The 14,061-nt window shown below is 57.3% G+C and carries 17 protein-coding genes; 9 read left to right on the top strand and 8 right to left on the bottom strand.

Annotation, left to right across the window (positions count from 1 at the left end):
• Both DJ70_RS01970 and DJ70_RS01965 read right to left on the bottom strand, forming a co-directional pair.
• Positions 1-962 (bottom strand): heavy metal translocating P-type ATPase (locus DJ70_RS01970; protein WP_143420896.1); only part of this gene is annotated, 962 nt, incomplete at its 3' end.
• Between the two features lie 4 nt (positions 963-966).
• A complete protein-coding gene (locus DJ70_RS01965; RefSeq protein ID WP_004048661.1) occupies positions 967-1,182 on the bottom strand; it encodes a heavy-metal-associated domain-containing protein in 216 nt (71 codons plus the stop codon).
• A gap of 201 nt (positions 1,183-1,383) precedes the next feature.
• Between DJ70_RS01965 and DJ70_RS01960 the strand changes: the two genes are divergently transcribed.
• Positions 1,384-1,908 (top strand): ArsR/SmtB family transcription factor, encoded by a 525-nt coding sequence (locus tag DJ70_RS01960; protein WP_004048660.1) that lies wholly within the window; start codon positions 1,384-1,386, stop codon positions 1,906-1,908.
• A gap of 29 nt (positions 1,909-1,937) precedes the next feature.
• On the opposite strand, the gene DJ70_RS01955 is transcribed toward DJ70_RS01960, so the two are convergent.
• Positions 1,938-3,404, bottom strand: a complete 1,467-nt coding sequence (locus DJ70_RS01955; protein WP_050051507.1) for an amidohydrolase family protein — start codon at positions 3,402-3,404, stop codon at positions 1,938-1,940.
• Between the two features lie 328 nt (positions 3,405-3,732).
• Here DJ70_RS01955 and DJ70_RS01950 point away from each other — a divergent pair, with 328 nt between their 5' ends.
• The 8 genes from DJ70_RS01950 to DJ70_RS01920 all read left to right on the top strand — a co-directional run bounded on the left by DJ70_RS01950 (position 3,733) and on the right by DJ70_RS01920 (position 9,432).
• Entirely contained in the window at positions 3,733-5,121 is a 1,389-nt protein-coding gene (locus DJ70_RS01950) for a permease (protein ID WP_049986199.1), read from the top strand.
• A gap of 125 nt (positions 5,122-5,246) precedes the next feature.
• Positions 5,247-5,828 (top strand): helix-turn-helix transcriptional regulator, encoded by a 582-nt coding sequence (locus DJ70_RS01945; protein WP_004048657.1) that lies wholly within the window; start codon positions 5,247-5,249, stop codon positions 5,826-5,828.
• Positions 5,829-5,861: 33 nt separating this feature from the next.
• Positions 5,862-6,566 carry a DUF7546 family protein gene (locus DJ70_RS16580; protein WP_123624180.1) on the top strand — a complete coding sequence of 235 codons (705 nt, stop codon included), beginning with the start codon at positions 5,862-5,864 and terminating at the stop codon, positions 6,564-6,566.
• Positions 6,567-6,838: 272 nt separating this feature from the next.
• Positions 6,839-7,156: a hypothetical protein gene (locus DJ70_RS01940; RefSeq protein ID WP_004048656.1), complete on the top strand. Its 318-nt coding sequence runs from the start codon at positions 6,839-6,841 to the stop codon at positions 7,154-7,156.
• A 63-nt stretch (positions 7,157-7,219) separates the two neighbouring features.
• Positions 7,220-7,567 carry an SHOCT domain-containing protein gene (locus DJ70_RS01935; RefSeq protein ID WP_049986201.1) on the top strand — a complete coding sequence of 116 codons (348 nt, stop codon included), beginning with the start codon at positions 7,220-7,222 and terminating at the stop codon, positions 7,565-7,567.
• 105 nt (positions 7,568-7,672) lie between these two features.
• The gene (locus tag DJ70_RS01930) at positions 7,673-8,089 is read left to right on the top strand and encodes a DUF302 domain-containing protein (protein WP_094529646.1); all 417 of its coding nucleotides are present in this window, start codon (positions 7,673-7,675) and stop codon (positions 8,087-8,089) included.
• A gap of 6 nt (positions 8,090-8,095) precedes the next feature.
• Positions 8,096-8,449, top strand: coding sequence for an SHOCT domain-containing protein (locus DJ70_RS01925; RefSeq protein WP_049983674.1), 354 nt, complete (start codon positions 8,096-8,098; stop codon positions 8,447-8,449).
• 134 nt (positions 8,450-8,583) lie between these two features.
• Positions 8,584-9,432, top strand: a complete 849-nt coding sequence (locus tag DJ70_RS01920; protein WP_245810638.1) for a plastocyanin/azurin family copper-binding protein — start codon at positions 8,584-8,586, stop codon at positions 9,430-9,432.
• A gap of 135 nt (positions 9,433-9,567) precedes the next feature.
• Here the strand turns inward: DJ70_RS01920 and DJ70_RS01915 are convergent, their stop codons facing one another.
• The 5 genes from DJ70_RS01915 to DJ70_RS01895 form a co-directional block, all read right to left on the bottom strand.
• Entirely contained in the window at positions 9,568-10,320 is a 753-nt protein-coding gene (locus DJ70_RS01915) for an ABC transporter permease (protein ID WP_049909288.1), read from the bottom strand.
• Positions 10,317-11,054, bottom strand: a complete 738-nt coding sequence (locus DJ70_RS01910; RefSeq protein WP_094529644.1) for an ABC transporter permease — start codon at positions 11,052-11,054, stop codon at positions 10,317-10,319. Before DJ70_RS01910 ends, DJ70_RS01915 begins: the two co-directional genes overlap by 4 nt.
• Positions 11,047-11,778: an ABC transporter ATP-binding protein gene (locus DJ70_RS01905; RefSeq protein WP_049909257.1), complete on the bottom strand. Its 732-nt coding sequence runs from the start codon at positions 11,776-11,778 to the stop codon at positions 11,047-11,049. Before DJ70_RS01905 ends, DJ70_RS01910 begins: the two co-directional genes overlap by 8 nt.
• A 339-nt stretch (positions 11,779-12,117) precedes the next feature.
• Positions 12,118-12,489 (bottom strand): DUF411 domain-containing protein, encoded by a 372-nt coding sequence (locus DJ70_RS01900; protein WP_239638655.1) that lies wholly within the window; start codon positions 12,487-12,489, stop codon positions 12,118-12,120.
• A 374-nt stretch (positions 12,490-12,863) separates the two neighbouring features.
• Complete coding sequence (locus tag DJ70_RS01895) at positions 12,864-13,865, bottom strand: DUF63 family protein (protein WP_004048647.1); 1,002 nt, start codon at positions 13,863-13,865, stop codon at positions 12,864-12,866.
• Between the last annotated feature and the right edge of the window lie 196 nt (positions 13,866-14,061).

Below are 14,061 nucleotides of genomic sequence, written 5' to 3'. Positions count from 1 at the left end.
AGCGTCCCCGTCTTGTCGAAGGCGACGAGATCGATCTTGCCGGCGCGTTCGAGGTGTTCGCCGCCCTTCATCAGCACGCCCGACCGGGCGGCGTTACCGATGGCCGAGACGATGCTGACCGGTGGCCCGATGACCAGCGCGCCCGGACAGCCGATGACCAGCAGCGTCAGCGACAGGATCGCGTTCTGCGTGACCGCGTACGCGCCGATAGCCAGGGCAATGACGGCCGGCGTGTAGTACTTCGCGAACCGGTCGATGAGACTCTCCGTGGGCGACTGAGCCTCCTGGGCCTCCTCGACGCGACGGATGATCCGTTCGAGAGTCGTATCCGATCCCGCTCCCGTCGTCCGGATTTCTAGCGCGCCCTCCTGGTTGACCGTCCCGGCGTACACCTCGTCGCTGTCGGCCTTGTGGACGGGCGCGCTCTCGCCGGTGACCGGCGCCTGGTTGACTGCGCTCTCGCCGTCGACGACGGTTCCGTCGACCGGGATCTTCCCGCCCGGCTTTACGACGACGACTTCGCCCTCTTCGACATCGCGGGCGGAGACCTCTTGGAGTGTCCCGTCGCGACGGACGGTCGCCGTGTCGGGCGTCATCTCCAGTAGCTCCTGAAGTGCCGTCCGGGTCTTCCGCATCGTCCGGCCTTCGAGGTAGCTGCCAAGGCTGAACAGGAAGACGACGGCGGCGGCTTCCCAGTACTCCCCGATGACGATAGCACCGATGGCGGCCAGCGTCACCAGCGTCTTGATGCCGAGCGTCCGGTTGGTGACCTCGTGGTAAGCGGTCTTGGCGATGTCGTAGCCACCCACGACCGTCGCGAGGACGAGGATGGCGGCGCTTGCCATCTCGAAACTCGTGAGGTAGCCGAGACTCCAGCCACCGCCGTACAGCAGGCCGCTCGTCGCCGTGACGATGGCCTTCCGGTGGTTCCGGTAGTACTGCGTGATCGATTGTTTGTTCATAGTGTTAGGCGGGCTGGGGAGTGTACCCCTGGTTTTCGATGGTCTCTGCGAAGGCGTCGGGGTCAGTGACGCTGTCGTCGTACTCGATCTCGACGCGGCCGGTCGCGTAGTGGACTTCGACGTGCTGGACGCCGTCGACGTTCGACAGGGCGCGTTCGACGGTACTCGCGCAGGTCGGGCAGTCGAAGTCGAGGACGCGGAATTGGGTTGTGTCGCTCATTACAGTTTGAGATAGTGCCCGTACCTCAATAAGTATTTTTTAGATGATATGTTTGAATTCGGATACGGGTCGTTGGAACAGTCAAACGGGTCGTCTAGGGCTTTCGCTATCGCGGGTCCATCCTGTACTGGATACCTCGACAGACACCTACCCGACTCCTGCCCCGCTACCTTTTCCCGCGTGCTCGCGCTCAGTTCTCGTATGAGTGATTCCGATACCGACCACCGTCTCGACGACATCGCGGTGCGAGACACTCGGATTTCGGACGCCATCGACGAGCCGATGCGGGCGATGGTCCTCGACATTCTGTCCGAGGAAGCCCTAACTGCGACCGAGGTCCACGAACGCCTCGACGATCGCGGCATCGACCGGACGGAGAACACGGTCCGCCATCACATCAACGAGCTCCGGGATGCGGGCCTCGTCGACGTCGTTCGCTTCGAGGAGGGGCGTGGTGGGACGACGAAGTACTACCACGCGAACACGATCGTCCTCTCGTACTCACTACCAGATTCGGCCGACGCCGCCGTCGAGGAGATGATCGACGCTGCCCAGCCCCAGATCACGGACGCGCTCACTACGCTCACCGACGAGTACGACGACGCTATTGAGGAGATCGTCGAGGATATGCAGCCCTGCGAGCACTGCCAGACCCAGAAGTACGAGACGTACGTTCTTCTGACCGTCCTGCGACGTGCGTTCGTTCGCGCCCACAGAAATTCCTGAGGGGGAACCACCCCTACGCTGGCAGGGTCTTAGAAGGAGAACCGATCACGCGCGGATTGCATCGCGAGGCGAGTCAGGAGTCGCGCAGGGCCACGCTTTGGGAGGTCCCGTACAGTCTCGATGCTGGTCGGCGGTTCACTACCACCAATGTCTAACTCCCAGCCTGTCTCGTCCATGAAGCGTTCGACAGCCTGATTTACTCGCTGTCGCACGTCGTCCGAGTCCATTGTCTCGGGCACACCATTCCGGAGGACGACGTCGCCGTCAACGATCACTGTCTCGACGTCGGCCGGCACCGCGTTGTTCACGACCTGTGCAGGAATATTGGTCCGTGGCGTGAACTTCGGTTTGTCGACGTCGAGGAGGATAATATCCGCGCGCTTTCCCGCTTCAATACTGCCGATCTCGTCGCCCATCCCCAGCGCGCGTGCGCCTTCAATAGTGAGCATTCGTATCAGTTCCATCGAGTCGAACTGCCCGGCTGAACGCTTGAGATTTGCCGCCAGCCGAGCTTGCCGCGCTTCACCGAACATGCTGTACGAGTCGTGCCAGTAGTGGTCGTCAATCCCTACTCCGACGTCGACGCCGGCGGCTCGAAGCTCGGGAACGGGCGTCCACTGCGTCTCCCCGTCCGGATTCCAGTAACAGAAGACGGACGGGCAGTGCGCAACAGCCGCGTCCGCCTCGGCGGTTCGCTGGATGTCCTCTTCGTCGGCGAGGCGGAAGTGAGCAGCGACCAGTCGGTCGTCCAGGAGTCCAACGTCGTCGAGCAATCCCACCGAGTCCTCGCCACCGTTCGCTCGTGCCATCGTGTTACTCTCCTCGAGTTCGAGCAAGTGCGTGTGGACGAGCAGGTCCGGGTACTCTGCGGCGAGGGACGCGGTCCGTTCCCACAGCTGCCTGGTACACGACCAGTCGTCGTGCGGGCAGATCGTCGCCCTGATTCGGCCCTCGTACGTGTCGTGGTACGTTTCGACGAACTCGCGAGCACGGGAGAACTGCTGATCGACTGGTTGGTCCCAGAAGAGGTCCGAGATCGCCGGGCCGAAAAATCCGCGGAGCCCTGCTTCCCCGAACGCCTCTGCACCTGCGGCAGGCCGTGCGTCCATCGAGTTCACGGTCGTGACACCGCCCAAGAGGAAATTGAGCGCTGCGAGCTCGACGCCTGCCTCGACGAGGTACTCGAATTCGCCGTTCCCTAATCTGTTAAACAAGGCCGTCCCACTCCCAAGCATCTCCGTCAGCTCGAGTTCGCTAAACGCACCGATGAGCGGTGTCATCTCCAAGTGCGTGTGGGCGTTCACCAACCCCGGCATCACCAGTTTCCCGTTCCCGTCGATAACGGTGGACGCTTCTAATTCTCCGTCTCCTGCACGTGATGGTCGGACTTCTTCGATACAGCCATCGGTGATGCATACTGTGCCGCGCTCGTACAGGCGGTTCCGCTCGTCGGCTGTGAGAACGAGTGCATCATGGATTGCCAGATCGACAGCCATCGTAAATTAGGAAGTGGATGTGACAGTTACCGTACTGGACAACCGAGCAGGCCGGCGAAGGCTGTTCTTCCAGGTGGTGTTCCCCTCATTTGGGATATCATCGGTCTCTACTGGTCCCATTAGCCTCTAATACGTCGGCGTGATTTAATCAGATTCCCCTTTTGAATCTGAAGTCGGATTCCGTGGAGCTTGTGGAGGTTTGCAATGTTTTCCCCTCTTCACGATAGATCATCTATGGCCGACGGTTACGATGCCATAGTACTGATACCCTCATAGGCAGTATATTCTAATCAAAACCGCAATAGATGATCCCTACAATGATACACCTATGCAGGCGACGATAATCGACGGAGTTCTTGAATCCCTTCGTATCGGTGTCGGATTTCTCTGGACGGCGGCGTGGGCGATCATCATGGGCCTCACGATTACGAGTCTGGTCCAGGTCTACGTCTCGAAGGAGCGGATGGCACAGGTGCTGGGTGAGGGCGATCTAACTGGACTTACCAAGGCGACTGTGTTCGGAGCAGCAAGCAGTGGCTGTAGTTTCGGCGCCGTCGCCATCGGGAAGGGCCTGTTCAAGAAGGGGGCGCACGCGGTGAACTTCCTCGCGTTCATGTTCGCGTCGACGAACCTCATCGTCGAACTAGGGCTGATGATTCTCATCCTGCTTGGCTGGGAGTTCCTCGTCGCGGAACTGCTCGGCGGCCTGATTCTCATCGCCGTCATGGCCGCCATCGTCCACCTTACGCTTCCCGAAAACCTGTTTAACGAAGTCCGCGAGAAGCTCAACGAGCGCGACCGCCAGGCGGGCGTCACGGAAGATCCCACCTGCGGGATGGAGGGGAAAGACGAGTACACGCTCACGACCGACGGCGGTGAGACGCTCAAATTCTGCTCGGAGGGCTGTATGGAGACCTATCGCCAGGAGACGTCGAGTAGCGGCGGGTGGCGTGACGAGTTGCTGTCGTGGGGTGGCTGGTACAAGGTCGGGAATCAGTACCGCAAGGAGTGGTCGATGATCTGGAAAGACATCGTCGCCGGCTTCCTTATTTCTGGGTTCGTCATCGTCTTCGTCCCGCAGTGGGTGTGGAACACGCTGTTCATTCAGGGCGACGGCCTGCTCGTGACTGCCGAGAACGCCGTCATGGGCGTCATCATCGCCGTCCTCAGTTTCGTCGGCAGTATGGGCAACGTCCCGTTCGCCGTCGCGCTGTGGGGCGGTGGCGTCAGCTTCGCCGGGATCATCGCGTTCGTCTACGCCGACCTCATCACCGTGCCCGTGCTGAACGTCTACCGGAAGTACTACGGCTGGAAGATCATGCTGTACATCCTTGGCGTCTTCTTCGTGACGATGGCGTTCACTGGCTTCCTCATGGAGTTGCTGTTCGACGCCCTCGGCATCGTACCAGATCTGGCCGGTGGCGAGACGGCGACCGAACAGACGTACTTCGAGCTCAACTACACGTTCTACCTCAATATTATCGCCTTCGCGCTCTCCGGGTTCCTCCTGTATGTCTACCGACGTGGAATCGGCGCACCAGGTCAGTATCGTGATCCGGTGTGTGGCATGCGGACCGACGATGAGGGGCCGAGTGCGTCCAATGATGGGATGACGTACTATTTTTGCTCGAAGACCTGTAAGCGGGCATTCGAGGAAGAGCCCACGGAATTTGCTGATCAAAGCCCGCAGATAACAAACCACGATCACGATCACTGATAGATGTACTGTGGTTCATCCGCTGTGAAGCACTTCATCATCGCACCTTCAATCCGCAATTGTCACACCTGTCGCGCCAAAATTGATTGTATGAGCAGTCAGATATCGAAACAAGGGGATGTCATATGAACCAACGTCCAGCGGATACCGTCGTTGGTGTGCTCCTTGGGTTCGTCCTCTTGGCTGGCGGACTACTCAGTTGGCGGGCCTATCAACAGCGTCGCGCTATCGAGCAGTCGATGGGGCCGATGATGGACTCGTCTATGGGGGCGATTCACGGTCCAGATCCTCTCTGGTACGTGGTTGGAACCCTTCTGGTCGCAGGCAGTATCGGTGGCATCTATTACGTGGTTCGAGGGAATCTCATCGATTCGACAACCGACTCAGCGGATCACATCGACCCCGATCAGGTATCGGAGGCAACGCCTACATCGATAGACGATGACGCCTCGCCGGCGACGCCTATCAATCCTGAATCGGATCCGCAAGCGCGCGTTCTCGATCTCTTACCGGATGATGAACGACGCGTCCTTGAACCCGTCCTGAACTCGCCTGGAATCACGCAGATCGAACTTCGGGATCGATCTGAGTTCTCAAAGAGTAAAGTGAGCCAGACCGTGAGTTCACTCGAGGAGCGCGGGCTGCTGTATCGGGAACGACAGGGTCGAACCTACCGCGTGTATCCGAGTGATGACCTGCAGAACTAACAGACGTAGAAATTCATACTAACACTACCCATCATGTCACAAGCAACACTCGAAACTGATCGCATTAGCCGGGTTCTCAAGTCAAGCACGTGGCTCAATCTCCTCCTCGCCGCACAGTTGATCGCCGGGTTGGTGTACGCATATTTCACAGGAGATATGGGGAGCCGGTGGACCCATTTCGTCCTTCCATTTATTTGGTTCACCGCCTCAGTCTGGGTGATCTGGCACACTCGACCTGTAACGAAACGTCGAGTGTATCGTATTGGTGCCGCACTTGTCGTTGCTCTATATCTCATCGTGATGTTTTATTTTTCAGGATTACTTGGACCGAGCACCTCTCATTTCGGGCAGCTCACTGGACCAAGCGGCTTCGGAATAACGTGGGGTCGATCTTTGGGATGGAGTCCGGTCTTCGTCTATACAGGTGACCTGATCACGGTCTCGCTCATTCCTTACCAAGCGGTTGGCCTGTTCGCGCTGGCGTATCTCGTCTATGATGCATTGCTTGATTTCTCGCAGTCGGCAGTCGGAGGAATAGTCGGGATTGTGGCGTGCCCTGCCTGCGTTAGCCCGTTGTTTGCCGTACTACTTGCAGGCGGACTGAGTGGTTCTTCAACGATGTTATTGCTTGGTGCGTATGGCTACGAAATTGCGACCGTTCTGTTCCTCATGACAATTGGAATCCTCTACCATCGTCAGGCACTCACGAGGCAGTATCACCAGTTCCGAGGGAACTGATCCATCTCGTTCGTGGTCAGCAATACCCGAGCCTCCCTCGCCGCCTGAACCGTGGTTATTGTCTGGATCGCCGCAATGAGGTGAACAGTCTCGACGGATCCCCTTTGCTCTCACCATTCCTCTGATCCTTTCGAATTCGGCAGGTATGAACGATCCCGTCAGTAGAAAACGTTTAGATGGCGTTATAGACGTTCTTGAACGCTCTCCTGTTTGAGTTCACTCCCACGAAGATAACTCCGAACCCACCGTATGACTACTTGAGGCGAAAAACAATGACCAACCGAAACCTCGGACGATGGCTGCTCGTGGTGCTCGCGATTGTCGGACTCGCGTTTGCCGCCCCGGTAGTTAGCGCACACGGTGACGAACCGATCCAGGGGAACGAGACGGCAGCTGAAGGGACGCCAGCCGATGGTAGTGCAGCAGACTGGGCGGCCTGGATGGAAGGTCACATGACCGACTACATGGGCCCGAATGCCGTTGACGAGATGGAAGCGCACATGGGCGTGACCGTCGACGAGATGGCCCAAGATATGGCGGACGACAATCACACCGCGACGGGGATGAACGGACAGGGGTACGGCTGCTAACGATCCCTGTTCGGATCCTCGTCTGACACGATAGATATTCGACTTACTGACTCAACGATCACAATGACACACTACACCAACACTCTCGGGCGGACGACTCGTCGAATCGCAATACTAGCGGTTCCGCTGTTGATTGTAGCAACGGGCACCGCAGCGGCTCACGGTGGTGGAGGCTACGGCGGCGGTATGATGGGTAGCGGCGGTTGGGGGGTCTTCAGCGGTGGAATGGGCCTCTGGAGCTTCCTTTGGATGGGGCTCCTAATCGTCGTCCCGCTCTATCTCGTCTACTCACTCCTCAACAGAGATTCTGAGAGGAGTGATAGTCGGCCGCTTTCGGTTCTTCGTGAGCGTTACGCTCGCGGTGAACTCTCCGATGAAGAGTTCGAACGTCGACGAAAGCAACTCGAGTAGTGCCCATGACCGAAATAGAAGGAGCATCGTCGAGAAAAAATTCTCGTCTGCCAGTTGGGGCGACGGGACCGAACGCTTAAGTGCGTAAACAGGATACAGTATTACATGAGTTACACAATACAAACCAAGATTGATGGAGAGTTCGACGATGTCGTCGACGCAACGAATGCCGCGCTCAAAGACGAGGGATTCGGTGTTCTCTGTGACATCGACATTCAGGCGACGCTCAAGGAGAAACTCGGTGAGGAGTTCCGCCAGTATCGCATCCTCGGTGCGTGCAATCCTCCGCTGGCATACGAAGGGTTGAGTGTAGAAACTGAACTCGGTGCGCTCTTGCCCTGTAACGTCATCGTCTACGAGAACGATGGCGGCGTCATCGTGGTGAGTGCGGTCGACCCGGAACAGTTAGTCGGGATCGCTGATAACGACGCGCTTGACTCCGTCGCGACCGAGGTCAGCGAACGATTCGACCGCGTACTGGCAGCCGTAACTGACGAGTTCGGATCCGCATCGGAGGCCTGATCTCTGATGGCATCATCGGATCAACTGGATACGACGACGATACTGCTCATCGTCCTCGGAGCGTTCATCCTCCTTCCCTTGCTCACAATGGGTATGGGGTTCGGTGGGATGATGGGATACGGAGGAATGATGGGCCAGTACGGTACCACAGGTGGTTGGTGGCCCCTCATCGGGATGCTCGTCCCGGTCATCTTCCTCCTTGCGCTTCTGGGCGGTGGATATCTCATCTTCCGGCGGATGAGCGAGACACAGACGTCTCATAATCCCGCGATGGAAGAGTTACGTCTGGCGTACGCTCGTGGCGATCTCACGGACGAAGAGTTCGAAGCCCGACGAGAAAAGCTCGAACAATCAGAGTGACCACTACCCAAACCGCGTTTCACCCGTTTGAACACCTGCGGATCGACTCGAGGGTATCGAAACCAACCGTTCGGCAGCATCGTTCCGTTACATCGAAATGGTGTGCTCGATTCAGCATATGGTTATGAGTAGTAATGGGAACAAACGACAAGTTCGGAGTGAGTCACGTCCGAAGTCTTCGCACCAGTATCGCGCGTAGCTACTCCCTGACGAATGATACAGACCACATGACACATCACAGCCGACGTCAATTCTTAGGCATTGTCGGTGCCAGCGCAGTCGCCAGCACCGGCTTTGCTCAGTCAGCGAACGCACAGGAGACGCCCATCGTGGAGATGGGAAACAATTACTTCGACCCAATCGGCCTACGTGTTGATCCCGGGACAACCGTTCAATTTGAACTCGCAGCGGGGGCACATTCCGCTACGGCGTACGCAGATCGTATTCCGGAGGGCGCTTCCGCCTTCGATAGTGGGACGATCTCAGACGGGAGCTTCGAATATACGTTCGAAACGTCAGGGACGTATGATTACTACTGCATCCCGCACAAGTCGATTGGGATGGTCGGACGGATCGTAGTTGGCAGTCCTGGCGGACCGGCAGAGGAGGATTCAATCCCGGATGGAGAGGTCCCATCGAGTGAGGCGATTGTTGACCAGGGTACAGTCGCCTACGGCTCAAGCAGCGATGGAAGCGGGAATACTGGTGGTGGAATGATGGGACGAGGTGGTTCTGGAATGATGAGTGGCCGCAACGGAGGTGGAGTTGGAGGGCTACCAGCTGTTGGTGGCGTACTCGGAATGCTGGGCGTTCTCGGTGGCGGGCTCTACTGGCTTGGAAACCAAAAATCTCCTCAATCGACTACCGACGACTCAGCCAGAAAAACGCTCCAGAACCGCTATGCCAGGGGCGAAATTGACGAGGAGGAGTATAGACGTCGCCGTGAGCGATTAGATGCTACTGATGAGGACATCTCCAACTGATTGCCACCGTGAGAGGGTGAACTCACCGGGGTCAAGTGATTCGGGGATTAGAGAATACCGCCCTCACCGATACCTTTGATTTCAGAACGATCCCGTGACCTGTTTTGTTCCATTTATGACTGATTTCTCTTGTGATCAACTCGCCTGTGTGGCTCGGTAGTAAACACCAATTGCGAGCACGGCTACGAGGAGAAGATATCCAGTAGCCCACACCAACGAGAGAGCCGTATCTACGTCGGTTGTGAGTCCGGTATCGACCATTACACGGACTGGCCAATAGCCCGGAAAGAGTTTCATCCACCAATCAGGTTCAGATTGAATAAACAGCGGATCCTGAAACAGTCCGATATCGAGCATCGGGAGAATCAGCATCAGCCACATCCCGGCTAGGCGGTTGAAGACGGCCCCGACGAGCATCCCGATGAGACCATACGTGACCGAGACGACGAGCATCGCTGCGACGAACCACCAGAGATACTCGGGCTGGAAATCGACGAGCATCACACCAACTGAGACACCGGTGACGATGAGAGTAATTGCTGCGAGAACCCCAAACCGGGCAGCGATTACCTGCCATGCACGATAGCCAGCGACTGCCAGACGACCGTCCGTGTCTTTGGCTTCTCGCATCAGGAACAACCCGGCGAGTCCGGCGATGAGAGCACTCGTAATCGGCGTCATGATCACGCCGTGGACCTCAGGCATCCCCCGCATGACCGTCGCCGTCTCACCGTCGACGAGCGTCCGAACCGGCATCTCGACATCCTGGGTGACTGCGAACGCCAACGTGATGAACGAGACCGGTAAGACGACCAGCAGAGCGACGAGGACGTAGTTACGCGCCTGTTCTTTGATGCCGATCGAGAACGCCGTTGTCGTACGGTTCATGCGGACCACCCACCACTGGTGCGCATCGTCACTCCGAACACTACGGTGACGAGCACGAGCAAGACGAGCAGGTATCCGGCAACGAAGCCGAGGTCGCCCGTCGTATATGTACCTTGGAACATCGCCTCCTGAAGGAGTTCCTTCGGATGATAGAGCGGGAAGTATTCCACGAACTCAGGAATGTCAGCAGCCAGCGGGCTGTCGCCACTGAGGAACGCGTCCATCATCGCGAGGAACACCACGACGAGCGAGCCTTCGAACAGTCGCGGAAGGAGTGCACCGACGAGCGCACCGAGAAACGCATAGACGAGGCCGGCGAGGACGAGGAATACGAACGTCAGGACAGGGGCTTCCGGTGAAATCGTCAGCCAGAGCACGCCGTAGTTCACGGCAGCCACGACGACCGTGACCCCTCCGAGCGTCGCTAATCGAGTCGCAAGCAGTGTTCGGGGTGGATAGCCTGTCTGAACGAGTCGTCGATCGGCTGCACGCGCACTAATCATCTGGGCGAGTCCCATCAGGCCGGCGATGATGGCGACACCGAATATCGCTCCGAGGAGGCGACCCAGATCGATCGGAATCGCCTCAACTGTCGGCATAGTTGGCAACCCCGCCATCGCTTGTCCCCAGCCTTCGATAACGACAACCGGAAGGAGGAGTGCTAAGACGACATTCAGGGGGGTCCTGAGGAAGGTGGAGACGTTCGTCCGGATCCCCGTTTGAATTCTATTCATCGGCCTTTCTCCTCCGTTCACCGGTCGTCGCTTCGGTCTCACTTTCCCGCTCAGTCACGTCGTAGACGTGTCCATCACGAACCTCGTAGATACGGTCGAGACGGCTCTGCTCCTCGATCAAGTGTGAAATCATTACGACAGCTGTTCCGTCGGCAGCAAGTTCGTCGGCGAGGTCCCAGAAGATGAGATATGTCTCCCAGTCGAACCCGGTGTAGGGCTCGTCTAGCATGAGGACGTCCGGATCATGCATTAGGGCGATACTGAGATTGATTTTTTGTCGGTTTCCACCGCTGAGTTGGTCGATTCGATAGTCAAGGTACTGCTCGAAATCGAGTTTCGATGCGAATCGGCGTTTGGCCTCGTCGATTTCTTCGGCGGTCATTCCGTATCCGGAACCGAACAGGCGGAACGTCTCTGTGACCGTCAGGCGGTCGTAAAGCAGTGGTTCTTGTGGACACCAGCCAACCGTCCCTGTTCGTTCAACTGCTCCGGAATCCTGCTTGAGGACGCCGACGAGGATGTTCATAAGCGTGGATTTCCCCGAACCGTTCCCCCCGACGATTCCGACGATTTCTCCTGCTCGGATTTCCAGATTGGCACCGGTGAGGACGGGAACCGATCGTGTAAATGGGAGGTTTGACCCGTACGTTTTTTCAATCTCATCAGCACGGACGAGTACCTCGCTGGTGGTAGCCTCTGTCGTGGAGGTTGTGGGCGCTTCCATAGATGAATACACACGCTCCTCATTTACTGCGATTACTGTTTCAAATCTAAACTATCAGTAGCAACCCCGTGAATAATCAGAGATTGCATACAGAGCTGACGCTGGACTCAACGTGTTAGATACCTCTTGATTTTCTGAATACTGTCTCCTATAAGCTGTTTCACAGTTTACACGGGAAAGCTTCTGAATTGGATCACCAACAAGCCAGAACGCGATACAAACCCGCTTCAAGACAGCTGTTGAAGTTTCGCGTTGAAAAAGATGAGACGCGCGAAGGTGTATCCGAACCCATAGAGAAGCCGTCTGAACATCAGTTGCAGATCTACTGTATCTCTGAATCTATACCTCAGTGTACTCAGCTCCGGCTTTATCGCCGTCAATAGCGTATATGCTTAACGAGCCATCTTTCTCTCCACCCATCCCCGGTGTCCCAGATGGCATACCAGGGAGTGCAACTCCATCTATCGGTGGGTTTTCATCGAGAAGCCGGGCGATTACTTCGACCGGGACGTGTCCTTCTACGACGTAATCTGTGAGGACGAGTGTGTGACAGCTCTGGAGGTCTTCGGGGATCCCATATTCCTGCTTTACTGCTTGGATATCATCCGGTACGGTCTCTGAGAGGTCACCAGTGATATTCTCACGAAGATATGATGCATACTGCTCGCAACAGCTACATCCTGGTGAGTTAAATTGTTGTGCTGATGCCACTGCTACTGGGTCATCAATATCCCATGAGTTCGTGCTTGAGCCACCTAGACAGCCTGTAAGACCTAGTATTCCGATTGTACCACTATGTTGAAGCACCCGACGACGATTCCACGGTTGCGGCATTATTAGACGATACAACAGTAGTTCCCATACGCTTTACCCCTGTTACTAATAACCCGGAATGTGATCACAGTCGCCTTCGGTAGGATTGTCTATTCTAGGACACGCCGGTCCCACACTCCACTCTGTTTTCTTTCGAAACGGGAGTGATCCAGCAAGGCTACGCGCGGTGAACGCCTCAATCCACCATCCCAGATACCGTTCGGCCGGTTTCGATTCTTAACAGAAAGCGCGGTACATCGCCGAGGCCGTTGTTAGGCCCCCAGTAGCATCCGAAGTGACCCGCGAACGCCCATCGGGAGCCCGATCGCTCCGATGAAGAACGTCATAAGCCACCACCATGTGTGGTTCATCTCCTCTTTCGCATCAGCGAGATACCACACGATGCCGACAGTCACGACGAGTTTCAGCACGAACGTCGATCCGGCAAATCCAGTCGCCTGGTATACGAGATTCGTGACGACCAGCTTGGGGGAGTAGCCGAGAAACGTCACACCGATGAGGTTCTGTGCAGCGTCCCACAGCTGGCCAAAGACGGCCAGCAGAATCAGCGGGTGTCGAAGGTGTGTGACATTGACGAAACTCGCTCCCCAGTAGTAGAGCGCGGTCGCCCCGAGAGCAATCCCCGTCGTTGCGACAGGAACCCACAGACGGAGCGGGGTCGACGTCGAGAGGCCGTACCAAAGCACCCACCCGACAGCACCGACAGCCCACACCGACCCGATAAGCCCGACCGTTGACGGAATGGAACCGGTATTCCGATCACGCGCAAGTGCGCCGATGCCGAGCGCGAGGACGGTGACAGCGGTAACGACAAAGTAGATTGACGGCGTGATGAACCACACCGCGTAGTCCCCGAGTAGGCCGATGTCCTCGAGGGCGCGCATCGCTCCGCCGGCGATAATGATCGGGGCGAACCCGTAGGCCAGTCGTGCGTCAAACGTGACGTCGAGTTGATCGAGATACACTCGTAGTCCGGGGAGGCTGTACACGACCGCCGCGAGGTAGGTTACGGTGTTCACCGCGTTGTAGCCCCGAACAGCACGAATCCCCTCATGCATGACTGGCTCACTGGCAGCGTCAGCGACGACTGGTCCCCAGAGGTACTGCCAAATGAACTGGTCGAAGACGAGGCCCGGGAACGCAAGGATTCCCGCACCGATGAGGACGGGCGGAGCAAGTAGGTACAGCGCCCACCACTCGCGTGAGCCTGTTTCCGGAAGGGCGGTTTCGACGCGTCGCGTGACAGTACTCACGACTCGTTCACCTCCAAGCGCCACGTCGTGCTCTTAGAGCGCCCCCACTGTTCGAGTGAGACGAGTGAGAGGTCGTCCTGAAGTTGGCTGAGGTATTGCGCGACAGCCCTCGGAGAGCCGTCAAGATCACCGGCGATCTCGTGAGCCCGGAGGTACGTCGGTTCGCTACTGGCTGTCTCGACGAGGTACCTCCGAA

Origin of the sequence: Halorubrum halodurans (genome assembly GCF_002252985.1) — an archaeon.
GTDB classification, from domain to species: Archaea; Halobacteriota; Halobacteria; order Halobacteriales; family Haloferacaceae; genus Halorubrum; species Halorubrum halodurans.
The sequence above is the reverse complement of the archived record's forward strand: the minus strand, read 5'-3'. Positions and strand labels throughout refer to the sequence as shown.